Below are 21,945 nucleotides of genomic sequence, written 5' to 3'. Positions count from 1 at the left end.
GGAACCTTATTCGCATTAGCAGTTGTTTTTATCATTATTGGCGTGATTTATATGATGAAGGAGGCTTAAGTCCGATATGGCTGTAATCATTTGTCCATGGTGTCAGAGCGAAATTATGCAGGAGGAAGGGCAGGAGCCCGATAAAATGTGTCCCGTATGCGATAATGAGCTTGCAGGATATCGAACGCTAAAGCTCAATATCGGTGATACGGACGAAGAAGACTATGAGGACGAGGACGAGGGCGCAGCTGATAATGAGTCTCCAGCTATAGTTTCTATTGACGAGGATTTGAGCTGGGTAGATGATGACGAATTCACCGAGGATACGAACGATGAGCTTCAGCAATTCGAAGAAACGGTTGAGCAGCTGCTGAATGAACAAGAACTCGTTCCAGAATGCCCGCTCTGTCATGAATATATGCTCGAAGCTGGAGAACAATTATTATCCGCTAACCAGTTCCGGCCCAGGGTAACTGAAGTATTGGGCGAGGCTGTAATCGAAGCCCCTTTTACACTGGCCTTATATATCTGCCCTTCATGCTTTACTGCACATTCTTTCCTAGGTGATTCTCATCGTCATCAGGTTGTGCGCAGATTAAGTCAAGATCCAGCGAGCCGCAGCGGCGGGGAGCATAATATATGACCCGCATGGTCCGATCGGTCATCGACTTAATCGGGGATACTCCTGCCGTAGCCTTACAGCGAATGATCGGTTCCGAACATGCTCAAGTGCTTGTTAAGCTGGAGAAAATGAATCCTAGCGGCAGCGTTAAGGATCGAGCGGCTTCAGGGCTGCTGATGGATGCTGAAGCACGGGGATTAATCGATTCCGAGTCTGTTATTATCGAACCGACAAGCGGGAATACGGGCATCGGTTTAGCTATGTATGCCGCAGCCAAAGGGTACCGCCTTATTCTAGTGATGCCGGACAATATGACTCCGGAGCGTATTTCCTTATTGCGGGCTTATGGAGCAGAGGTCGTGCTCACTCCAGCAGCGGAGCGCATGCCCGGTGCCATTGCTAAGGCTAGGCAGTTGCTTTTAGAGCATCCAGGAAGCTATATGCCCAACCAGTTCGAGAATCCGGCGAATCCGAATATTCATCGAATCACTACGGCATTAGAAATCATCGAACAGACGGAAGGGAAGCTGGACGCGTTCGTTGCCACTGCCGGTACTGGAGGCACGATTACAGGAACTGGCGAAGCGCTAAAGGAAAAGCTGCCACAGCTCTATATTGCCGTTGTCGAGCCCGCAGGCTCCCCTGTTTTGTCCGGTGGTCAACCCGGCTCTCATAAGCTTGTGGGGACAAGCCCGGGGTTTGTACCATCGATACTTAACACTTCCATATACGATGAGATTGTGCGGGTAACGGATGAGGATGCGATCGAGACGACCAAGCGGCTGGCCCGCCTGGAAGGACTTCTGGTTGGGCCTTCCTCCGGCGCATCCGTCTGGGCGGCAATAGAGCTGGCACGGCGCCTTGGTCCGGGAAAAAGAGTGCTGTGCATAGCTCCAGACACAGGTGAACGTTACTTGAGCATGGACATATTCTAAGCTTCGCCTTAAGGCGCTTTTTTAGCTTTTCATGCAGCCTGTATTTGATGTATTATGAAGAGTAATTCAGGAGGGATCATGATGAACGAATTCAAGCTAAGCATCTTGGATCTGCTCAAGGAAGACGCCCGATTGTCTGCTGCTACAATCGCTACAATGCTTGGCGCAGAGCAAGAGGACGTTTCCGCCGCGATCGCGGAGATGGAGCGGGACCATGTTATCGTAAAGTACGCAACGATTGTGAATTGGAGCAAGGTTGATGATGAGAAAGTAACGGCGCTTATCGAGGTGGAGTGTACGCCCGAGAGAGGGCGCGGCTTTGAGAACATAGCCGAGCGAGTTTATTTGTATCCGGAAGTGAAATCGGTTTATCTGATGTCTGGCGCTTATGATTTGCTTGTGGAGATTGAAGGAAAAAATTTGAAAGAGGTTGCCTCCTTCGTTTCCAATAAGCTGTCCACCATCGAATCCGTTATTTCAACGAAAAGCTTCTTCATCTTAAAAAAATATAAACAAGATGGGATTATATTCGAGGAGTTCGAGGACGATCATCGCTTACTCGTATCCCCCTAAACGCCAGACCATAGCAAAGGATGAATGAGCCATGATAAAAGATGAGGAAAAGCCGCGAATTCACAAAGTGGATCGGCCACAAAGCGGCGGAATGCAACACTACCTAGCCGCGAACGCGCGCGCGATCCCTCCATCGGGAATTCGGCGCTTCTTTGACTTGGTCAGTGCCAACAAAGATAAAGATATCATTACTCTTGGTGTCGGCGAGCCTGATTTCGTAACCCCTTGGCGGGTTAGGGATGCTGCGGTATATGCGCTGGAGAAAGGCAAGACACAGTACACTTCCAACGCGGGGATGCCAGAGCTGCGTGAAGCCATTGGACAATATTTATATAATCAATTCCATTTGACCTATGATCCAGCTAAGGAAATGATCGTTACAGTCGGAGGAAGCGAGGGCATCGATCTCGCGCTTCGTGCCTTGATTGAACCGGGTGACGAGATTCTTGTTCCTGAGCCTTGCTACATTTCCTACTCGCCTATCACTTCCCTGAGCGGGGGTATCGCAGTGGGAATCGAGACCTTTGCTGAAGATCAATTCAAGCTAACGGCAGAAAGCCTCAAGGCAGCTATAACGCCTAAATCCAAACTGCTTGTACTTTGCTACCCAAGCAATCCGACCGGTGCCATTATGACTTACGAAGAGATGCTGCCGATCGCCAAGCTTGTAGAAGAGAATGATCTAATTGTCATTTCCGATGAGATTTATGCAGAACTGACTTTCAAGGATAAGCATGTGAGCTTCGCTTCATTACCTGGGATGAAGGATCGCACGATTCTCGTCAGCGGTTTCTCTAAAGCTTTTGCCATGACAGGCTGGCGTATGGGTTATGCTTGCGGGCATCCTGAGCTGATTAGCGCAATGCTTAAGATCCATCAATACACTGTCATGTGTGCGCCAATTATGGGGCAGATCGCAGCATTGGAGGCTCTGACCAAGGGCGGGCTTGAAGAGAAAGACCGCATGATGGAGTCATACAACCAAAGACGTCGGCTTGTTGTGCAGGGCTTCCGTGATATGGGACTCGAATGCCACGAGCCGCAAGGTGCATTCTATGCATTCCCTTCTATTCAATCGACCGGATTAACCTCTGAGCAATTCGCGGAGAGATTGCTTCAAGAGGCGAAGGTTGCCGCGGTTCCCGGCCATGTGTTTGGTAAAGGTGGAGAAGGCTTCTTGCGCTGCTGCTATGCGACATCCGTTCCTCAATTAATGGAAGCAATGGAACGTATCAGCCTATTCCTTAGGAGAATAGGATAAAAATTCATTTTTTTCAAAAAAGATATTCATCCGTATAATGTTCTGCTATAATTACCATGGTTTTCAACCCACTGATAGTGTTTTTTTATACGTCATGAGAAGGGGGAATTTACATGGCTTCGGCAGAACATGATTCTACGAACTTAACATCTTTGCATGCCGCTGTTCCTCTAATGTCTCATTATTCAAACCGAGCGACACAGGACTTAGCGGAAGAAATCGACACATTGCGTAAAACGATGACAGAAACCTTTCTTCAAGAAGATTCCTTTACCGCTGATAGAGTTATGGAGCTTAGCCGACAGTTGGACATTAAGATTATCGAATATATGAAGCAGGTTATTCTGAATCGAGAATAGGTTCGAGGTTCGGTGATGATTCCATTCACCGGCCTCTTTTTTTGTTTTGGGAGAAAAATGTGTTTATGCTATAGTAATGATAATCAACAAAAGGGGAGGGGACAGGACATGCTTTGGTTAGTTACCGGGGGAGTCGGCTGCGGGAAGTCGGCGTTCGCCGAGGAATTAGCCTTTACCCTTGGTCGCGAGGGAATCAAGCTGTTTTGTCCTCCATTTCCTGCGTTAAATATCTTGGATCCACTTAAGGGCAGTGAGCTCCGAGCGGATTTCACCTGGACTTATTCGGACGCCGATGCGTTTTTGGCTGATAAGCTAAATGCGATTAATTTGGAATCCAATGTTTTCCGGGCAGATCGACGGGTTCTGGTTGTTGACAGTCTATCCGGAATGTTGCGTCTTATCATACAGGATACGGCTTTGGATATTGTGGATGGTGAAGCTCGTATAGATGCTTTATGGCAGGAAGTGCTTACATCGATTCTCTCATTCCAAGGCAAAATCATCGTTGTAACGGAGGAAACTTCGGCCGGATTATTTCTGAACTCACGGGAGCAATGGTATACCTTCAAGCTAGCGGCAGTAAATCGGATTTTATCGGAAGCAAGCAGCAGCCAGTACCGTCTAACGGCTGGGGTGGCAACGGAAGTGAAAGGTTACCGAGTGAAACGGGGGGAGCGTAATTCATGAAAATATATACCCGAACCGGTGATGAAGGAAAAACATCGGTCATTGGCGGTCGAGTGAATAAGGACGATGTCCGAGTAGAGGCTTACGGAACAATCGATGAATTAAATAGCTTTGTTGGACAAGCAGCATCTGTATTGGCCCGGGAAGATAAAGCGAATTGGGATGATCTCCTAGAGCATTTAACCCTTATTCAACATGAGCTGTTCGATTGCGGCTCCGACCTTTCTTATGCGATACCTGATCCTGCGAAAATGAAGGTTACACATGAGATGACACAGCGTTTGGAGGATTGGATCGATTTGTACGAGGCGCAAACCCCTCCGATCACAAGATTTATTTTGCCCGGGGGCAGTGAGCCTGCAGCTATATTACACGTTTGTCGAACCGTGTGCAGGCGTGCGGAGCGAAGAGTGGTGACACTTGCGACAGAACAGCCTTGTCCGGATGAGGTTCGTAAATATCTAAACCGTCTTTCCGATTTCTTCTTTACGGTTGCACGGATGGCCAATAGCCGGCTTCAGCTTTTAGATGTGGAATATGAACGGGGCGCGCATGTGTTTCGGCGGAGGTCTTGATCGATGATGAACGAAGACAACACAGAGCCAGGCAATAATACTAATCTCAATTCAGATCCCGGATACTATGCCCCGATTCAATTTATCGCGAATGCTTCCGACGAAGGAAGAGGTTTAAGGGATGTACTGCGTAAACGGATCGGTATATCAAGGCGACTTATGGTCCGGCTGAAGATGTCCGATGAAGGTTTATCCGTTAATGGCGAGAAGGTATGGTCGAATCATAAGGTATCCGAGGGTGACGTAATAAGTCTGCGAATGGAGACAGAGATTTCGGAGACGATATTGCCTCAGCCGATGGATTTGGACATTGTATTTGAAGATGGCCATCTGCTTGTATTGAACAAACCGGCAGGGCTGATCGTACATCCAACAACGGGTCATTATCTGAATACGCTTGCTAATGGCGTTATGCATTATTGGCAAGAGCGCGGGGAGCGAATTCGTTTCCGGCCGGTACATCGCTTGGACGAGAATACATCGGGCTTAGTTATCATCGCCAAGCATCCTCTTGCACAACAACAGTTGTCTGCCCAAATGCAGGAAGGCACTGTATTGAAGGAATACCGGACATTTGTATATGGATGTCCCCCAGTGCTTGACGGGGAGATTAATGCTCCTATCGGGAGGCAAACAGAGGATCCTCATCGTCGAGTCGTTCGAGAGGACGGCGCTCCATCGCAAACCTTCTATGAAGTGACTGCTAGTTATGCGGGTCAGGCAAGTGCGCTGAATATCCGACTCGGCACGGGGAGAACGCACCAAATTCGGGTGCATCTAACCTCGATCGGTTGTCCGATCATCGGCGACAGCTATTATACGGATCCTAAGTGGAGTATAAGCGAGCTTGCTGGCAAGCTCTCCATGGTTATGGAGCGACAGGCGCTGCATGCCGCGAGACTTGGCTTTAATCATCCGATTACGGGTGAGCCAATGAAGCTCGAAGCCGCTTTGCCTGCCGATATGAAGCAGCTAGAGCATCAGCTAATATCCATGGCGACGGAAGGAGTTTAATAACGTGGCACAAGTACTTAAGGTGTACCATTACCCGACATGCAGCACCTGTCGGAGTTCGAATAAAGCGTTAAAGGAACAGGGCTATGAATTGGAGCTGCATGATATCAAGGTTACTCCGCCCTCTGCGGAAGAATTAAGCAAGCTAATACCTCTGAGTGGATTGCCGATCGCGAAATGGTTTAACGTCTCCGGAGAGGTCTATAGAGAGCTAGGGCTTAAGGATAAGCTTTCCGCTATGTCAGATAATGAGAAAATCAAGCTGCTTTCTGCTCATGGAATGCTGATTAAACGCCCGATTGTGATTAGCGACAGCCAAGTATCCGTCGGTTTTCGGGCAGAGGAATTCAGCCGCATGTGGTACAATTCATGAAGAGCTTAAATCTGCGTTCGCAGAGACTTGATCGGCTCGGTTCCGCTATCTTCGCTGAAGTGGCGGCTTGGAAGCGCGATGCTCAGAATAAAGGATTGACTGTCTTTCATTTGGATATTGGCAGTCCGGATCAGCCTCCGGCTGAACAGGTACGCTCTGCTCTGGCGGCAGCAAGCTTACGGGCCGATTCTTTTCGTTACCCCGGAACAGAAGGCACGGTTCCATTCAGAGAAGCGATTGCTAGGTGGTTCCATCATCGCTTCCAAGTTGAGCTTGATCCAATAAGTGAGATACTGGCGCTTATGGGAACACAGGATGGCCTTGCGCATCTGCCGCTGGCAATCAGTGATCCAGGAGATGCCGCGCTGCTGCCAGACCCGGGATACCCTGTTTATGGAGCGGGACTAGCAGTAGCGGGTGTTGAGGCAATCCCGCTTCCCTTGTTGGCCGAGAATAACTACTTGCCTGACTTCGAGGCGATCCCGCAAGCTGTGTGGGACAAAGTGAAGTTCATGATATTGAATTATCCGAGCAATCCGTTATCTGTTACAGCAGATTTGGCGTTCTTCGAACGGGCGGTTGATACTGCTCGTCGTCATGGCGTGTTACTCGTACACGATAATGCATACAGCGAGATGGCCTTCGATGGAATACGGCCGCCAAGCGTGCTGGAAATCCCTGGCGCTTGTGATGTAGCGATAGAATTTCATTCGCTCTCGAAATCCTTTTATCTAGCAGGGACACGTCTTGGGTTTGCTGTTGGTAACAGAGAGGTGCTATCCTCCTTACGTGCGTTGAAGAACAATATTGACTTCGGTGTATTCCAAGGGACTCAGGAGGCTGGAATTGCCGCTCTTGAGATGGATATGCATACACCTCAGCCTGTTGCCGTTCTATATGAGAGTCGGAGAGATGTATTCGTTAAGGCGTTGCGGGAAGCAGGCTGGAATGTTCCTGCCCCTCAGGCGACGATGTTTCTCTGGGCAGCCGTACCCGAAGGTTGGTCGTCGAGAGAGTTCTCACAGAGACTGCTCGCTTCTACGGGGGTCGCATCTATTCCTGGGAACGCCTTCGGGGTGCGTGGAGAAGGCTATGTAAGACTAGCTTTAGTCGAACAAGAAGATCGGCTCTTGGAAGCCGCTAAGCACATAGGCGATTTTATTAAGACCGCACAACCCGCGAATCAGAAGGAGGATATAAGTAATGGCTGAACAGAAAGTAATGCTCGTTGACGGGATGGCTCTGCTATTCCGGGGATATTATGCAAACTCCTATGGAGGATATATTCGTAAAACAAAAGCTGGCCTGCCAACGAACGCGGTGTACGGCTTCGTAAAGTATTTGCTGGACGCCTGCAAAACCTTCAACCCGACACACATCGTGTGCTGCTGGGATTTGGGCAGCAAAACCTTCCGCACGGAGAAGTTTGTCGGTTACAAAGCGAATCGCCCTGAAGCGCCGATAGATCTAATCCCCCAATTTGATTTGGTTAAAGAAGTGGTGAGCGGCTTTAATATACCGAATATCAGCTTCCCTGGCTACGAAGCGGATGATTGCATCGGTACATTATCCAGGCAGCTAAGCGCGCATATGGACGTTCTGGTGCTGACTGGCGACCATGATATGCTTCAGCTCGTTGATGAACGGGTTAAGGTCATCATTATGAAAAAGGGACCTTCCAATTATGCGGTTTATGATAGTGAAAAGCTGCTTGAGGAAAAGCAGTTAACTCCGATGCAATTTATAGATTTGAAAGGACTAATCGGCGATACATCGGATAACTATCCAGGCGTACGCGGTATCGGCGAGAAAACAGCGACGAAGCTGCTGATTGAATATCTCTCCATTGATGGAATCATCGAGAACTTGCCGCTTCTAGCCAAAAGTGTGAAAGTCAAAATCGAAAATGACCTTGAAATGCTCCATCTTTGCCGCGAGCTGGCAACGATTAGCTGTGACGCACCTGTAACCTGTATGCCTGATGAATGTCTGTGGCAGCCGGATCAAGCGAAGATATTCGCAATGTTCGAGGAGCTTGAATTCAACAGTCTTATTAAGGAAGTCAATCGGTTTATTGTGGCTTAAGAGAGCTCACGTTTAACGCTATATTCTTTACGATAATCCCGGGCCGACGTCCGGGTTATTCTTTTAAACATTTTACCGAAGTGGGAGAAGTTATCGAAGCCTACGCGAGTCGCAATAGCGGTGACGGACAAGCTTGTTTCTCTTAGCAATCGTTGTGCTTCCTTAACACGCGTTAAATTTAAGTAATCAATCAAGGTGAAACCGGTCACTTCCTTGAAAATGCGGCTTAAGTAATAAGGGCTGATGAAAAATCGTGCAGCTAGCTGTTGAATTTGAGTAGACTCCCCGAAATTCGCGTTAAGGTAACGGACGACCTCAGAGATTTTCCGATGTATAGGGGTTACGTAGACGGACTCCGGCGGGATGCTGGATACAACATAGCGGGAGCACATCAGCAATAGATCCGTAATGGCTTGACTGAAGAATAGTTCGTATCCTGCAGGTTTGTCGCGAAGCTCCCTCAGCATCCTCTTGATTAAGCTATTAAGCTGCTCCCGGTTATCAGGGGGCAATCGGACAATGGGACTTTGATGATCGAAGGGACTAAGTAATAGTGAGGCATGCTGCTTAAAAACATCACTAATAAAACGATCGTCGAAATGAATGACGATTCTCTCATGCCCGGACTCACCTGCATTCAGCGTCTTATGAACCTCGTGTTTATTGATGAATACTAGGTCGCCAGCCTCAACAGAATACGTGGAGTCCTTAATGAAGTAAACCCTTTTGCCGGATAAGAGGAGATAAACTTCATAGTAGGGGTGGAAGTGATTGCTCTGCATGTTATATGGAGAGGCTCGTTTCACGTATTCAATATAGAAGGGGGCGGAATACGAGCCTAGCTTCATGAAATCTGGGATTTCCATAATATCTCCTCCGATATATTGTTTATTATAGCAAAATAAGCGGGGTTTAGAGCAACTTTAGCAGGAAAAAAGGAGAAATAAATACTCATTTGCGTTAAGTTAGGGATATATCCTATCTATTAAAAGCAAAGGGTGAGTGACATGAGTTCGAAAAAAAAGTATGTACTTGTCGGTTCCGGTGGAAGAGCTGAGTTTTTTTATTCAGCTATCGCTACGTCATATCAGGAAACATCTGAGCTTCTAGCGTTCTGCGATACGAATCAGACCCGCATGAATTTTTCTAATCGACGTCTGGTAAACAAATATGGCTATCACGAGGTTCATACTTATAAAGCTGAGCAATTCGAAGAGATGATCAAGCAGCAGAAGCCGGATGCTGTAATCGTTACGAGCGTAGATCGCACCCATCATACTTACATTATCCGTGCTCTGGAGCAAGGCTGCGATGTCATTACGGAAAAGCCAATGACGGTAGACGAGAGCAAATGCCAGGATATCCTGGATGCCGTAAAGCGGACCGGACGCAATGTTCGAGTGACCTTTAACTACCGGTATGCGCCTCACCATACAAAAGCTCGCGAGCTTATCGAGGATGGCACAATCGGCAAGATCACCTCCGTTCACTTTGAGTGGCTTCTGAATACTCAGCATGGTGCGGATTATTTCCGTAGATGGCATCGGGACAAGAGAAACAGCGGAGGTCTGCTAGTCCATAAATCGACGCATCACTTCGACCTTGTTAACTTCTGGATCGGATCGGAGCCGGATACCGTTTTTGCCTTCGGAGACTTGCTGTTCTATGGCAAAGAAAACGCGGAGCAGCGGGGAGTGACGAAGTTCTATGATCGGGCAACGGGAAATCCCAATGCGGAGGATGATCATTTCGCGTTGCATATGGATAAGAACGAGAATCTGAAGGGGTTATACCTGGATGCTGAGCATGAGGACGGCTATCGGCGTGACCAAAGCGTATTCGGTGATGGGATCAATATCGAAGACACGATGGGAGTCATGGTAAAATACAAGAATAACGCGATTATGACTTATTCCCTAAATGCCTATTTACCTTGGGAGGGCTATCGGATTGCTTTCAACGGAACGAAGGGCCGTATTGAAATGACGGTGGTAGAGCAATCGTACGTCAACTCCGGCGGGGAGAAGTCTCAGGAGGGCGCTTTGAAGGGTAAGACCATCACAGTGTTTCCGATGTTCGCTGCCCCCTATGAAGTCATGGTAGAAGAAGGAATAGGCGGACATGGCGGAGGTGATCCTGTACTGCTTAATGATATTTTCGGTACGCCGAAGGAAGATCGCTATAACCGCGCAGCGAATCATATCGATGGGGCTCGGTCGATACTGACAGGCATTGCCGCGAATCGTTCTATCCGGACGGGTCAAGCTGTTCGTGTCGATGATCTGGTGAAATTTCACTAAGGGAGCTGGGGAATTCAATGAAGTCATTTTTGGATGATAACTTTTTGCTGCAGAATGAAGTGTCGGAACGTTTATATCATGACTATGCCTCGCGTCAGCCGATTATCGATTATCACTGCCACCTAAGCCCTCAAGAGATCTACGAAGACAAGCGCTTTAGTAATTTAGCAGAAATCTGGCTTTATGGAGATCATTACAAATGGCGGGCAATGCGTGCAAATGGCATACCAGAAGCCCTTGTTACAGGCGGGCCTGGAGTAACCGATTATGACCGATTCATGGCATGGGTAAAGACGGTGCCTATGACATTGGGAAATCCTCTTTATCATTGGTCGCACTTAGAGCTGCGGAGATATTTCGGTATCGAAGAGATAATTAACGAAGCGAACGCGCCAGTGATATGGGAAAAGGCGAATGCCATTCTTCAATCCGAGAGCTTCTCCGTTAGGCATTTGATTAAGGAGCAGCAGGTTCGCGTTATTTGCACGACTGATGATCCTGCAGATAGATTAGAATATCATGTGGGTATTAAAGGTCTCGAGGATTTTGATTGCTTGGTACTGCCTTCCTTCAGGCCGGATAAAGGTTTGGAAATTCGCAGACCGACGTTCAGTCCATGGTTGAAGAAACTGGAAGAAGCTGCAGGCTCGCAGATTAACAGCTATGAACAATTCCTAACGGCTCTGGACGGCCGAATTGATTATTTCGCGAAGGTCGGTTGTAAGGTGTCCGATCATGCACTTGACCAGGTATATTATGCGGAAGCCGACTTGCAGGAGGTATCCGCCATTTTCGCCAAGGCACTAAATGGGGAAACGCTCAGCTTGGAGGAAGAGCAGAAACACAAAACCTATACTTTGATTCATCTAGGCAAGCAGTACACGAGGCTGGGTTGGACGATGCAGCTGCACATTCACGCCTCTCGCAATAACAATAGTCGCATGTTTAAGGTGCTCGGTCCAGATACGGGATATGATTCCATCCACGACGGCCAGCTTGCCAATCCGCTTATGAAGCTTCTAGATGCGATTGAGGCTGCAGGCACTCTGCCTAAGACGATTCTCTACTCGTTGAATCCGAAGGACTATGACGTACTCGGGACTGTCATGGGGAGCTTTCAGGACGGAGAGGTGCCGGGGAAAATCCAGCTTGGCTCCGCTTGGTGGTTCAACGATACGAAGGATGGCATGCTCCACCAGATGAACGTTCTGGCGAATATGGGATTGCTTAGCCGTTTTGTGGGGATGCTCACGGATTCCCGCAGCTTCCTATCCTATCCGAGACACGAATACTTCCGCAGAATTCTATGCAATATGCTAGGGGAATGGGTCGAGCGGGGCGAAGCTCCATACGATCTCCAGCTGTTAGGCGGGATGGTGGAAAATATTTCATATTTTAACGCTAAAAATTACTTTGAATTCTAAAAAAATAAGAAAGCATAAACATACGGGTTTAACCTTAGACGCTCAAGCAGCACAATTCAGAGCTGTAGGGACAGATTCGAGGCTGTCGATTAATTGTGGATAGTTTTAACGTGAATTTACACATGCAGAGATGTATATGATTTTTCGCATACATTTACAGAATCCGGGCTCACATCACATTTTGTGGTCTCCCGCAGATTTCCGAAGTTATGAACTGTTAATCGACAGCCTCAATTCTGAACCTAGAGGCGCTCAAACACACAATTCAGAGCTGTAGGTACAGAATCTGAACCTAGAGGCGCTAAAGCAGCACAATTCAGAGATGTAGGTACAGTTTCTGAATCTAGAGACACCTCACCAGCTCATTTCATTTTAGAGTCCAAACTTAATCTGCTGCTAATCAGTGAAGTTAACGGCACCGAGTACAAGCGTAAGGAATTGGGCAAGCTCGGCTGCTTCTTCCTCATTGATTTTGAATACTGATTCAAGAACACCTTCTGCTTCTAGGTCATCGGGCCCGAGAACAGCGCTTCGCCCGAACATCATATCGGTTACGAGCTTCTTCCCGTAAAATCGGTTAGTTGACAATATCGCAAGATCGAAGCGCTTTAGACCCGGTGTTACGAAAGTCACGAAGCGGGTCGTCGTTTGTTCGGTTGAGTCGGATAAGAAGTCAAAATCCTTCATATTCATCGGTAATAGTCCTCCTTGATGTTGCTGCTATCTCCATTATAAATGAATAGAAGGATCTTGCCTAACCTTGATAAATTTGGTAACCTGAAGCTGTTCATGTTTGCAGGAGAGAGGAAGCACCTCATTCGCCGTCTGGCGGGGGGTGCTTTTTTTGCGTTCCTTGCCCGGATCTGCTTGCTGGAACAGTTCCATAATAACGCCGCAGAAGCGGCCTTGGGAGGATTTAGGATGCAGGTTGTGTTTTTGAATCAGTTTGAACGGATTGCCGGGCAAGTAGAAGAACGGGCACAGGTGTTTATCGGGGAGCTGCAAGGAGTTTGGAGCACAGGATGGCGATTGATCAAGCAGGAAGCAGAAATGTCCTCGATAGAAGAGGTTTGGTATGAAGGAATGAGCTGGGAGGAGCTGCTGGCTGCATTCCGCCATGGAGTCGCAGGCAAGATGAGAGAGGGCTTTCGACCGCTCATTGACGGCATGCTGGAGGAAACGCCATTCTGGGAGCGCCGAGCAGGGCCGCAGCTATTGCTGCAATGTTATGCAGATATGCAGGATGCAGAGGAGGCTGCGACAAGCTTACGGATTTGGAGAAGAGCCAAGTCACTGGAAGAGAAGAAGTCGGCGTACTTAATCGCGACTAATCGGGAGCTTCAGATGCTTGCAGTATATGTTCCGCAGACGTTGGCAGAGCTGGAGCAAATTCCGGGCTTCGGGAAAATTAAAATAGAGAAATACGGTAAGGATCTTATCGAAATGTTGAAGGGCGTAGATAGAAACCATACCTTTCCGTTAGATGCATGGGTTTCTTCGGCAGTGAATGAGGAGCAGCTTTCCTCCTGGATATTCCAAGTGAAGCAGGAGAAATACGGTAAAGCTTTGGGAGTTGTCCAAGAAAAGCGGTCTTTATTGCACGGTATCCGTGAAGGACGAACGCTCGAACAATTAGAAGATGAGCTGAATTGTCCAAGGCGTAAGCTCCTTGAGAGAATCGAACGACTCGATGAAGAAGGATACGACGTGCTTCCGGTGGTGGATAAGGAGCTGCAAGAGCTGTCTTCGGAGGAATCCTTACAGATCGAGGCGGCAATTGCTCAACTAGGTGACCGTTACTTAAAGCCATTGCTCCGAAAAGTATATGGGGATTCTAATAACAATGATCAAGAAGTGGAGAGACAGTATGAGAAACTGCGAATGATGCGGATACGATTCCGCCGAGTGAGCAAAGCGGCAGTATAAGACTGGATTTGAGTCGACAGGTGCTATTATAGGGATTCATACGCCTTCCTCCTGCTGTAGTGCCATGGTATCATGCAGGAAGTGTTACAGGGATGACTAGCAGGAGGAAGAGTATGAAAGCAGAGAAGAACATGACTTTATGGGCGTTGTCGTGGCCCGTAATGATAGAGATGTTCCTGCAATTTGCAATTGGCACGACGGATACTCTGATGGTGAGCCGGATATCCGATGATGCGGTCGCCGTTGTGGGATTCTCAAACCAATTTTTTAATGCGGTTATGATTGTATTTATGTTAGTTGCAAGTGGCGCGGGTATACTTATTGCTCAAAGGCTCGGAGCGGGCAAGCAGCAGGATGCACGCACACTCGCGACGATGGCAATCGTCATAACGGGCGGGATAGGGCTTGTCGTTAGTATTGGACTATTTCTCGGTGCGAACTGGTTTGCCGCGGTGCTGCAAGTACCTGTTGAAATTAGGGCGCTCGCCGGAACGTATATGAGCATTGTCGGCGGGGGCATGGTACTGACGGCATTAAATATAGCTCTAAGCACATGCGTCCGTAATACGGGGGATACCCGCTCACCTATGTACATAGCGTTTGGAATGAACATCGCACATGTGATCTTGAATGCATTATTCATATTCGGGTTGCTGGGATTTCCAAAGTGGGGGTTGTTTGGCGTTGCTCTGTCAACAGTAATCTGCCGTTTTCTTGCAATCATCTTGTTATTTAGACTATTCCGGCATGCTTATGGCTCCAAGATCGCCTGGGCTGAGTTTTTCCGTTTCGATCTCAAGCTGTTTAAGGAAATCTTCCGCATCGGTTGGCCGATGAGCGTAAGCGGAGGTTCGTATAATATTTCCCAGCTTGCAATTATGAGTCTTGTAGGAGTAATGGGTGCTCAAGAGTTAGCCGCGAGAACTTACATGAATACGATGGAATCATTCGCCTTTATGGTGGGTTGGTCGCTTGCGTTGGCTGCTCAGATTCGAATATCGTACTTGTTCGGTTCTGGCAATTACAAGGACGCGTACTACACCTGTTATAAGGCCATGGGAATCGGTATGATTTTGGTCAGCGTTAATACAGGGTTAATGCTCCTTTTCCGCGAACAGATCCTAACCTATTTCACTGGAGACCCTTGGATCATAGATATGGCGGTAACGCTGCTCTGGTTGAACTTGATCCTTCAGCCAGGGAAAATGTTGAATATGGCGCTTGGTCAATCCATTAATGCGATCGGCGATGGCCGCTTTTCTATGCTTGTAAGCATACCCAGTATGTGGGTGTTATCAGTAGGGCTTACCTATGCATTGGGTCTTTCTTTGGAATGGGGGCTTTACGGTGTTTATGCGGGTATGATCATGGATGAGTATGTGCGAGGGGTTATTATGTGGCTGCGGTGGAGACGCCACCGCAAAGTTGGCATTTTCGCTATTGACTTTAGCCATTCGACTGAGCTTCGTAAGGTCAAAGCGGCTAATACTACACTCTAGCCATTTGCCTAGCAGGGCGGGGAATAACGCCCTGTGAGGTCGCTATTCCGCCGAAGTCATCGTGTTACAGCCAATCTTTCCTTCGGAAAAAGTAAAACATCCCAAACCCAATAAATGTCATTAACGCGAGTAACACAACCGATCCAATATCATAGTGCATACCGGGAATATAATCGAAGTTCATCCCATAAATGCCAGTGATGAATGTCAATGGCATGAAGATTGTCGTAAGTGCAGTAAATACTCGCATGATTTCATTCGCGCGATTCGCTAGACTGGACTGATAAGCCTCTCTTAAGTTGCCCATTAGATCGCGGTAAGTTTCGAACGTTTCATAAACTTTAACGGCGTTCTCATGAATATCTCCGAAATACTTCTGCAGATCATTATCAATGAGGCGTAAATCCTTCTTGTTCAAGGTCGCAATAAGCTCGCGCTGTGGACCTAGAGCTTTTTTAAGCCAAAGAATTTCGCTTCGTAATCCTATTATTTCGGTGAGATGCGTTTTCTTCGTATGCATGAGGATATCTTCCTCGAGGCTCTCAATACGTGCTTCGATACGATCACCGACAGTGAAATAGTTATCGACAACGATATCGACAAGGTGATAGAGGAAACGGTCTGCAGTGTTAACCTCTTGCTCCCACAGAACGGGCTTGACGCTTCGAAGCTCGTTGATTTTCTGTCGTGTAACAGTTATCAAATAATGGCGGCCAAGAAATATGTTTAATGCACGAAGAAAGATTTCCTCGTCATCGAAGCGAATGCTGTTAATAACAAGAAAGTACTGATCTTCGTAAATTTCTAGCTTCGGACGCTGCTCTTCTTCTGTTAAGCAATCTTCCACGGCTAAATCATGGAGACCGAAAAGAGGCTGAAGCACGATAAGATCATCGACGTCGGCATCAATCCAATAAAAGCCGTTCGATGGTGGTTTGAGAGTGTCGTGGATATTCTCAATTGGCGTAAAGACACCATTATTTACCAATCTAATTTTCATGGGATTCGCTCCTTTGCATGTCCGATCAGGTTCATGCAGGATGCGCTCTTGAATGAGAAATCTTATCCGAAGAATCCGGACGAAGAATGAATACCCATTGCGGAAAACGATCCTGCTGTATAATTGCGATAGCCGTTGGGCCTGGGTGTATCGCCTTCCATGTCCGGATTCCCCCTTATTGTCGAATAGTCAGGATGCCGATAAGGCTGTTAACGTGTTAAGTATAATCCTCACCTCCGTACCTTTCAAGGAGAAAATAGGTCAATAACAAGTCGATAACCTGCACCTTGACTGACCCTGAAATTTAGAGTACATTAAGATTAGTTTAACCCACAACCAAATAGTTTTTGCCATCTTATCAAGAGCAGGCGGAGGGACTAGCCCTATGAAGCCCGGCAACCGACGTAGTCATTAGACGCACGGTGCTAAATCTTGCGGAAACGTTATGCGTTTCTGACAGATGAGAGGGGCGCGCGTACGATCTATTACACGACCCTATCTCATTTGGGTCGTTTTTTATTTGCCTAATTTGTTGCGACAGAGGAGGAGTCAACATGCCGATTAAAGTGCCTGACCATTTACCAGCAAAGGAAGTACTTGCAGGAGAGAACATCTTCGTAATGGATGAAAGCGTCGCTTATCATCAGGATATTCGACCGCTTCGTATTGCGATCTTAAACTTAATGCCAACGAAAGAAACAACGGAAACACAGCTGCTTCGTCTAATCGGGAACACGCCCTTACAATTAGAGGCCGTCCTGCTCCATCCGAAAACACATTTGTCCAAAAACACTTCCGCTGAGCATCTGGAAAGCTTCTATAAAACATTCGATGATATTAAGGATCAGAAATATGACGGTTTCATCATTACGGGCGCCCCAGTTGAGCATCTCCCATTTGAGGAAGTAACCTACTGGGAGGAATTAAAGGAAATCATGGACTGGACGGTTAGCAACGTAACCTCGACGATGCATATCTGTTGGGGAGCACAAGCAGGCTTGTATCATCATTACGGTGTACCGAAATATTCGCTAAAGGAGAAAATGTTCGGTGTTTTTCCCCATGGAATATCCAAGCCGAACACGAAGCTGCTTAGGGGATTCGATGAAATGTTTTACGTCCCTCAATCCCGACATACAGAAGTGTTAGGGAAAGATATTGAAAACGTCGGCGAGCTGGACATTTTATCCGAATCCGAGGAATCCGGCGTTTACATTGCTGCTTCTTCCGATGGCAAACAGATTTTTGTTACCGGGCATTCCGAATACGATCCGCAATCACTTAAGTGGGAATATGACCGAGATAAAGCGAAGGGTCTGCGGATCGATGTGCCAAAGAACTATTATCCGAATAATGATCCATCAAGATTCCCGGTTTCCACTTGGCGAGCGCACGCAAATTTGTTGTTCTCTAATTGGTTGAACTACTATGTGTATCAAGCAACACCATTTGAGCTTGGCAAAGCAAACGAGTACTCGTTGCGATAGGGAGGCAATTGAGAAAATGAACATTGAAAGCCGTTTGGCCCAGATCGGGTCTCAGAATGATCCTCAAACCGGAGCAGTTAGTTTTCCTGTGTATCAATCGACAGCGTTCCGGCATCCGCGATTGGGCCAGAGCACAGGATTTGATTACGCACGAACAAAAAGTCCCACAAGAGCAGTACTTGAAGCAGCTGCAGCGGATCTAGAGAGCGGCGATGCAGGTTTTGCTTGCAGCTCGGGCATGGCCGCCCTGCAAATCATCTTCTCCCTATTCCGCCAAGGGGATCATCTACTGGTTTCTCTTGATCTCTACGGGGGTACGTATCGATTGTTAGAAAAAATTATGTCACGCTTCGGTATCACAGCTTCCTATGTGGACACGAACGATCTGGACGCATTAGAATCCCACAGGACTGAGAGCACCAAAGCGGTACTTATTGAGACGCCGACAAATCCGCTTATGATGATAACTGACTTGGCGAAGGTATCTGCCTGGGCGAAGTCGAAAGGGCTTCTTACCATTGTGGACAACACGCTTCTTACACCGTTCTTCCAACGGCCAATTGAGCTTGGAGCGGATATCATTATTCACAGTGCGACCAAATACTTAGGCGGGCATAACGATGTTCTTGCAGGATTAATCGTGACAAAGGGCAATGAGCTGTCTGCTGAAATCGCTTTTTTGCATAACTCGATCGGCGCTGTTCTGGGACCTCAGGATTCCTGGCTTCTGATGCGTGGAATGAAAACTTTAGCGCTGCGTATGGAGCGTCACCAATATAATGCTACACAGCTTGCGCAATGGTTGAAAACGCACCCTTCAATTGAAGAGGTATATTACCCAGCGTTGCCGCATCATCCGGGACATGAGATTCAAAGCTCGCAGTCGTCCGGCAATACGGGTATCTTTTCCTTTAAGATGAAGGATGCTAGGATGATTGAGCCGATCCTGCGCCATATCCGGCTAATCGCCTTCGCGGAGAGCTTAGGGGGCGTAGAATCCTTGATGACTTACCCAGCAGTCCAAACCCATGCCGATATTCCTGAGGAGATCCGCCGTGCAATTGGGGTTGACGACAGGCTGCTGCGATTCTCTGTTGGAATTGAGCATATCGACGACATTAAGAATGATCTAGCACAAGCAATCGCGGCAGCAGAACGGGAAATAAGCGATTGATCGGAGGAGAATTCACTTATGAGGTATGATTTCGATAAGCGGGTCGATCGAACGAACAAAGCATCTTATAAATGGGATCAATCAGAGAAATTATTCGGTCGCGAGGATATATTGCCTTTGTGGGTTGCGGATATGGACTTTGAAGCACCTAAGGAGGTTGTAGATGCTATTACCCGAAGGGCTGAACAGGGGATATACGGCTATACGATTCGAACCCAAGCTTATTATGATGCCATTACGGGATGGCTGTCCAGACGTCATGGGTGGAGCATCCCCCAGGATTGGATTAGCTCCAGTCCAGGTATTGTTCCGGCACTAAGCTTAATGGTTCTGGCTTATACGGAGCCGGGCGATGGCATTATTCTGCAATCGCCTGTTTATTATCCTTTCTATGACGTGATTAAGATGAACGGGCGGGTCGTAATAGACAATCCCCTTATCCTCAAGGACGGTTATTATACGATCGACTTTGAATTGCTTGAAAAACAAGCACAGGCTGGCGCCAAAATGCTGCTCCTCTGTTCACCTCATAATCCGGGTGGACGTGTATGGAAGAAAGAAGAACTCCAGCGAATCGGCGAAATTTGCTTGAAATACAATGTGCTTGTAGTGGTGGATGAAATCCATCATGACCTTGTTTTCTCTGGTTATAAGCATGTGCCTTTCGCTTCGCTGTCTGAATCCTTCTCTAACAACTCGATAACCTGTATCGCACCTAGCAAAACCTTTAATCTCGCTGGCTTGCAAGCTGCCTCGATCATTATTCCGAATGAACAATTGCGGTATAAGTATAATACATTGCTGAAAACACTATCCATTCATATGGAAAGCTTCTTCGGGTTGACGGCGATAGAGAGCAGCTATACTCACGGTGATGAATGGCTGGACCAACTGCTTGATTACCTGGAGGGCAATCTAAACGTTCTAATGGATTTTGTTCAGACGCATCTCCCGCAGGTGAAGGTTATTAAGCCGGAAGGCACCTATTTAGTGTGGATGGATTGCACGAACATCTCGAGCAACCCCCGAGTTCTGAAGCAGCTTATGTTTGAGAAAGCAGGAGTTGCCTTTAGTGAAGGTTCAGTTTTCGGGAAACAAGGTGCCGGATATTTGCGGGTAAATATTGCGTGTTCGCGCTCCCTGTTGGTTGAAGCATTGGAGAAATTCAGTTCTGCTGTTCATCTACGAGATAGTCATGCTACAATGAATGAAGCTTAGCCAAGAAAAGGAAGATGGAATCTCGTGAATATCCAAACGTTGATCGATCGGTTCTTTTTGGCATTGAAACTTGTCTTACCTGATCGTTCTTTGAAATATTTCCCTCCGGATTTCACCTTTCGACGGCCTATAACATCTTTGTTAAACAAACGGATGAGACAGGGCGGGGATATATATTTAACCCTTTTTCGTTTGGACTTCGCCAATCTTGAGCAAGAGGTTCCGGATGAAGTGTGGAAGGAATTGGAGGAATGCAGCCGAAGACATCTGCGTATGAGCACGGTTAATGTGCTTGGAGATCAGCGGATTATCGCTATAGATCAATTTGCGAAGATGGATTTCGTGCTTTTGATTGATGGACAGTATGCGAAAGAAAAAGGGGCTATGATTCCCGGAGAACTCAAGCAAAGGTTGGAGAGTATCCGTACGGATTTAGAAATAGGTTTAGCTGGCAGTATGCCAGAGTGGAGAACTTGTCTAAAAGTGTTATCCGCGTGTGTGTCCGTTCAAACATCTATGGATGACTATAATGTGGAGAAATTGCTGACGGAAGGCTATCAATCCGCGTTAGCCATGGCAACGGGAGTCATTACACCGAATATGGAAGCTTTGCGCAGCCAGCTGGAGACTCTATTGGATAAAGGCTCTATAACCGTTCTAGCACAGCCCATCATGAACCTGACAAGCGGCGATGTATATGGTTGGGAAATTCTGACCAGAGGCCCGGAGGACAGTGTACTGCATTTGCCGGATGAGCTCTTTCAATTTGCATCGCAGTCCGGGATGTTAAGCCGCTTAGAATTCCTTGTTGTTAAACGTGCTTTAGAAGAAATCGCCTCAAGAAAAGTTAAAGAGCCTGTGTTCCTGAACGTCACCGCCGTAACTCTAACTCACCCGCTATTTTTATCGCATGTTCTACAGTGCTTAGAGCGGCATCCGCCGCTTTGTCCTCAGCAGATCTATTTCGAAATTACAGAGCGTCACCAAATATCTAATATAGGCGCTATGATAGAAATCCTTAGAAATTATCGCGGGCATGGTTTTCGGTTTGCTGTGGATGATACGGGTTCAGGCTACTCCAGTCTGCAATGGATTGGGGAGCTGGTTCCAGAGCTTATTAAGATCGACCGCTCGGTCATCCAGCATGTGGATCAAATCGCTATCAAGGAAACCTTGCTGCGGGCAATTGTTACAGCGGCGAGAGAGATGAAGTGCGTTGTGATCGCGGAAGGCGTCGAGAGAGAAGAAGAGGCTGATGTACTGTTCCGACTTGATGTGGAGATGGGACAGGGATTTTATTTCGCAAGACCTAATGTTCTTCTTCATGAACACGAAAGACAGATGTTCCAAGAAACGAAAGTACGGATCCAGAATCGCCGCGGTCTAGTTGCCTATTAGGTGACGATCGCGGTGTTTTTGTGTTAGGATGGGAT

The 21,945-nt window shown here is 47.4% G+C and carries 22 protein-coding genes and 1 riboswitch; of the genes, 19 read left to right on the top strand and 3 right to left on the bottom strand.

The window, feature by feature from the left end:
* The first annotated feature begins 76 nt into the window (after positions 1 to 76).
* From ACESLK_RS09320 to ACESLK_RS09270, 11 genes are all read left to right on the top strand, one after another.
* Complete coding sequence (locus ACESLK_RS09320) at positions 77 to 643, top strand: hypothetical protein (RefSeq protein ID WP_373229078.1); 567 nt, start codon at positions 77 to 79, stop codon at positions 641 to 643.
* Positions 640 to 1,557: a cysteine synthase A gene (cysK, locus tag ACESLK_RS09315; RefSeq protein WP_373229077.1), complete on the top strand. Its 918-nt coding sequence runs from the start codon at positions 640 to 642 to the stop codon at positions 1,555 to 1,557. The genes ACESLK_RS09320 and cysK overlap by 4 nt, the downstream gene beginning before the upstream one ends.
* Positions 1,558 to 1,638: 81 nt before the next feature.
* Complete coding sequence (locus ACESLK_RS09310; protein ID WP_373229222.1) at positions 1,639 to 2,130, top strand: Lrp/AsnC family transcriptional regulator; 492 nt, start codon at positions 1,639 to 1,641, stop codon at positions 2,128 to 2,130.
* Positions 2,131 to 2,161: 31 nt separating this feature from the next.
* Complete coding sequence (locus ACESLK_RS09305) at positions 2,162 to 3,391, top strand: aminotransferase class I/II-fold pyridoxal phosphate-dependent enzyme (protein WP_373229076.1); 1,230 nt, start codon at positions 2,162 to 2,164, stop codon at positions 3,389 to 3,391.
* Between the two features lie 113 nt (positions 3,392 to 3,504).
* Positions 3,505 to 3,750: a Spo0E family sporulation regulatory protein-aspartic acid phosphatase gene (locus ACESLK_RS09300; protein WP_373229074.1), complete on the top strand. Its 246-nt coding sequence runs from the start codon at positions 3,505 to 3,507 to the stop codon at positions 3,748 to 3,750.
* 108 nt (positions 3,751 to 3,858) lie between these two features.
* Positions 3,859 to 4,437, top strand: coding sequence for a bifunctional adenosylcobinamide kinase/adenosylcobinamide-phosphate guanylyltransferase (locus tag ACESLK_RS09295; RefSeq protein ID WP_373229072.1), 579 nt, complete (start codon positions 3,859 to 3,861; stop codon positions 4,435 to 4,437).
* Positions 4,434 to 5,012 (top strand): cob(I)yrinic acid a,c-diamide adenosyltransferase, encoded by a 579-nt coding sequence (locus ACESLK_RS09290; RefSeq protein WP_373229070.1) that lies wholly within the window; start codon positions 4,434 to 4,436, stop codon positions 5,010 to 5,012. Before ACESLK_RS09295 ends, ACESLK_RS09290 begins: the two co-directional genes overlap by 4 nt.
* A 3-nt stretch (positions 5,013 to 5,015) precedes the next feature.
* On the top strand, positions 5,016 to 6,026 hold the full coding sequence (locus ACESLK_RS09285) for an RluA family pseudouridine synthase (RefSeq protein WP_373229068.1): 1,011 nt from the start codon (positions 5,016 to 5,018) through the stop codon (positions 6,024 to 6,026).
* A gap of 4 nt (positions 6,027 to 6,030) precedes the next feature.
* Positions 6,031 to 6,399 carry an arsenate reductase family protein gene (locus tag ACESLK_RS09280; protein ID WP_373229067.1) on the top strand — a complete coding sequence of 123 codons (369 nt, stop codon included), beginning with the start codon at positions 6,031 to 6,033 and terminating at the stop codon, positions 6,397 to 6,399.
* Positions 6,396 to 7,610 (top strand): aminotransferase class I/II-fold pyridoxal phosphate-dependent enzyme, encoded by a 1,215-nt coding sequence (locus ACESLK_RS09275; RefSeq protein WP_373229066.1) that lies wholly within the window; start codon positions 6,396 to 6,398, stop codon positions 7,608 to 7,610. The genes ACESLK_RS09280 and ACESLK_RS09275 overlap by 4 nt, the downstream gene beginning before the upstream one ends.
* Positions 7,603 to 8,484, top strand: coding sequence for a 5'-3' exonuclease (locus tag ACESLK_RS09270; protein ID WP_373229065.1), 882 nt, complete (start codon positions 7,603 to 7,605; stop codon positions 8,482 to 8,484). The genes ACESLK_RS09275 and ACESLK_RS09270 overlap by 8 nt, the downstream gene beginning before the upstream one ends.
* Here ACESLK_RS09270 and ACESLK_RS09265 read toward each other — a convergent pair.
* On the bottom strand, positions 8,481 to 9,350 hold the full coding sequence (locus ACESLK_RS09265; RefSeq protein ID WP_373229063.1) for a helix-turn-helix domain-containing protein: 870 nt from the start codon (positions 9,348 to 9,350) through the stop codon (positions 8,481 to 8,483). The two genes, ACESLK_RS09270 and ACESLK_RS09265, sit on opposite strands and share 4 nt — an antisense overlap.
* 141 nt (positions 9,351 to 9,491) lie before the next feature.
* On the opposite strand from ACESLK_RS09265, the gene ACESLK_RS09260 reads away from it, so the two are divergent.
* Complete coding sequence (locus ACESLK_RS09260; protein ID WP_373229062.1) at positions 9,492 to 10,784, top strand: Gfo/Idh/MocA family protein; 1,293 nt, start codon at positions 9,492 to 9,494, stop codon at positions 10,782 to 10,784.
* A gap of 17 nt (positions 10,785 to 10,801) precedes the next feature.
* The gene (gene uxaC, locus ACESLK_RS09255; RefSeq protein WP_373229060.1) at positions 10,802 to 12,208 is read left to right on the top strand and encodes a glucuronate isomerase; all 1,407 of its coding nucleotides are present in this window, start codon (positions 10,802 to 10,804) and stop codon (positions 12,206 to 12,208) included.
* Between the two features lie 396 nt (positions 12,209 to 12,604).
* Here uxaC and ACESLK_RS09250 read toward each other — a convergent pair whose 3' ends face one another.
* Positions 12,605 to 12,895: a DUF3055 domain-containing protein gene (locus ACESLK_RS09250; RefSeq protein ID WP_373229220.1), complete on the bottom strand. Its 291-nt coding sequence runs from the start codon at positions 12,893 to 12,895 to the stop codon at positions 12,605 to 12,607.
* Positions 12,896 to 12,943: 48 nt separating this feature from the next.
* Between ACESLK_RS09250 and ACESLK_RS09245 the strand changes: the two genes are divergently transcribed.
* Both ACESLK_RS09245 and ACESLK_RS09240 read left to right on the top strand, forming a co-directional pair.
* Positions 12,944 to 14,134, top strand: a complete 1,191-nt coding sequence (locus ACESLK_RS09245) for an HRDC domain-containing protein (protein ID WP_373229058.1) — start codon at positions 12,944 to 12,946, stop codon at positions 14,132 to 14,134.
* A 113-nt stretch (positions 14,135 to 14,247) separates the two neighbouring features.
* Entirely contained in the window at positions 14,248 to 15,633 is a 1,386-nt protein-coding gene (locus ACESLK_RS09240; RefSeq protein WP_373229056.1) for an MATE family efflux transporter, read from the top strand.
* A 64-nt stretch (positions 15,634 to 15,697) separates the two neighbouring features.
* Here the strand turns inward: ACESLK_RS09240 and corA are convergent, their stop codons facing one another.
* Positions 15,698 to 16,633, bottom strand: coding sequence for a magnesium/cobalt transporter CorA (gene corA / locus ACESLK_RS09235; RefSeq protein WP_373229054.1), 936 nt, complete (start codon positions 16,631 to 16,633; stop codon positions 15,698 to 15,700).
* Positions 16,634 to 16,985: 352 nt separating this feature from the next.
* Positions 16,986 to 17,100, top strand: a riboswitch (SAM riboswitch).
* Positions 17,101 to 17,187: 87 nt separating this feature from the next.
* Here corA and metA point away from each other — a divergent pair.
* From metA to ACESLK_RS09215, 4 genes are read left to right on the top strand one after another with little or no spacing between them, the layout of a single operon-like run.
* Complete coding sequence (metA, locus tag ACESLK_RS09230) at positions 17,188 to 18,120, top strand: homoserine O-acetyltransferase MetA (RefSeq protein WP_373229052.1); 933 nt, start codon at positions 17,188 to 17,190, stop codon at positions 18,118 to 18,120.
* Positions 18,121 to 18,136: 16 nt separating this feature from the next.
* On the top strand, positions 18,137 to 19,294 hold the full coding sequence (locus ACESLK_RS09225; RefSeq protein WP_373229050.1) for a PLP-dependent transferase: 1,158 nt from the start codon (positions 18,137 to 18,139) through the stop codon (positions 19,292 to 19,294).
* A gap of 18 nt (positions 19,295 to 19,312) precedes the next feature.
* Complete coding sequence (locus tag ACESLK_RS09220) at positions 19,313 to 20,512, top strand: MalY/PatB family protein (RefSeq protein ID WP_373229049.1); 1,200 nt, start codon at positions 19,313 to 19,315, stop codon at positions 20,510 to 20,512.
* Positions 20,513 to 20,536: 24 nt separating this feature from the next.
* Entirely contained in the window at positions 20,537 to 21,910 is a 1,374-nt protein-coding gene (locus ACESLK_RS09215; protein ID WP_373229047.1) for an EAL domain-containing protein, read from the top strand.
* Positions 21,911 to 21,945 lie beyond the last annotated feature (35 nt).

Origin of the sequence: Cohnella sp. (genome assembly GCF_041640265.1) — a bacterium.
Taxonomy (GTDB): domain Bacteria; phylum Bacillota; class Bacilli; order Paenibacillales; family Paenibacillaceae; genus Cohnella.
This window is presented reverse-complemented; position numbering and strand designations above follow the sequence as displayed.

Coding starts and splice junctions, on each gene's coding strand:
- uxaC (WP_373229060.1), top strand. CDS start 10,802: ATGAAGTCATTTTTGGATGATAACTTTTTGCTGCAGAATGAAGTGTCG.
- metA (WP_373229052.1), top strand. CDS start 17,188: ATGCCGATTAAAGTGCCTGACCATTTACCAGCAAAGGAAGTACTTGCA.
- ACESLK_RS09290 (WP_373229070.1), top strand. CDS start 4,434: ATGAAAATATATACCCGAACCGGTGATGAAGGAAAAACATCGGTCATT.
- ACESLK_RS09305 (WP_373229076.1), top strand. CDS start 2,162: ATGATAAAAGATGAGGAAAAGCCGCGAATTCACAAAGTGGATCGGCCA.
- ACESLK_RS09300 (WP_373229074.1), top strand. CDS start 3,505: ATGGCTTCGGCAGAACATGATTCTACGAACTTAACATCTTTGCATGCC.
- ACESLK_RS09260 (WP_373229062.1), top strand. CDS start 9,492: ATGAGTTCGAAAAAAAAGTATGTACTTGTCGGTTCCGGTGGAAGAGCT.
- ACESLK_RS09265 (WP_373229063.1), bottom strand. CDS start 9,350: ATGGAAATCCCAGATTTCATGAAGCTAGGCTCGTATTCCGCCCCCTTC.
- ACESLK_RS09245 (WP_373229058.1), top strand. CDS start 12,944: ATGAATAGAAGGATCTTGCCTAACCTTGATAAATTTGGTAACCTGAAG.
- corA (WP_373229054.1), bottom strand. CDS start 16,633: ATGAAAATTAGATTGGTAAATAATGGTGTCTTTACGCCAATTGAGAAT.
- ACESLK_RS09275 (WP_373229066.1), top strand. CDS start 6,396: ATGAAGAGCTTAAATCTGCGTTCGCAGAGACTTGATCGGCTCGGTTCC.
- ACESLK_RS09320 (WP_373229078.1), top strand. CDS start 77: ATGGCTGTAATCATTTGTCCATGGTGTCAGAGCGAAATTATGCAGGAG.
- ACESLK_RS09240 (WP_373229056.1), top strand. CDS start 14,248: ATGAAAGCAGAGAAGAACATGACTTTATGGGCGTTGTCGTGGCCCGTA.
- ACESLK_RS09310 (WP_373229222.1), top strand. CDS start 1,639: ATGAACGAATTCAAGCTAAGCATCTTGGATCTGCTCAAGGAAGACGCC.
- ACESLK_RS09295 (WP_373229072.1), top strand. CDS start 3,859: ATGCTTTGGTTAGTTACCGGGGGAGTCGGCTGCGGGAAGTCGGCGTTC.
- ACESLK_RS09285 (WP_373229068.1), top strand. CDS start 5,016: ATGATGAACGAAGACAACACAGAGCCAGGCAATAATACTAATCTCAAT.
- cysK (WP_373229077.1), top strand. CDS start 640: ATGACCCGCATGGTCCGATCGGTCATCGACTTAATCGGGGATACTCCT.
- ACESLK_RS09250 (WP_373229220.1), bottom strand. CDS start 12,895: ATGAAGGATTTTGACTTCTTATCCGACTCAACCGAACAAACGACGACC.
- ACESLK_RS09270 (WP_373229065.1), top strand. CDS start 7,603: ATGGCTGAACAGAAAGTAATGCTCGTTGACGGGATGGCTCTGCTATTC.
- ACESLK_RS09220 (WP_373229049.1), top strand. CDS start 19,313: ATGAGGTATGATTTCGATAAGCGGGTCGATCGAACGAACAAAGCATCT.
- ACESLK_RS09225 (WP_373229050.1), top strand. CDS start 18,137: ATGAACATTGAAAGCCGTTTGGCCCAGATCGGGTCTCAGAATGATCCT.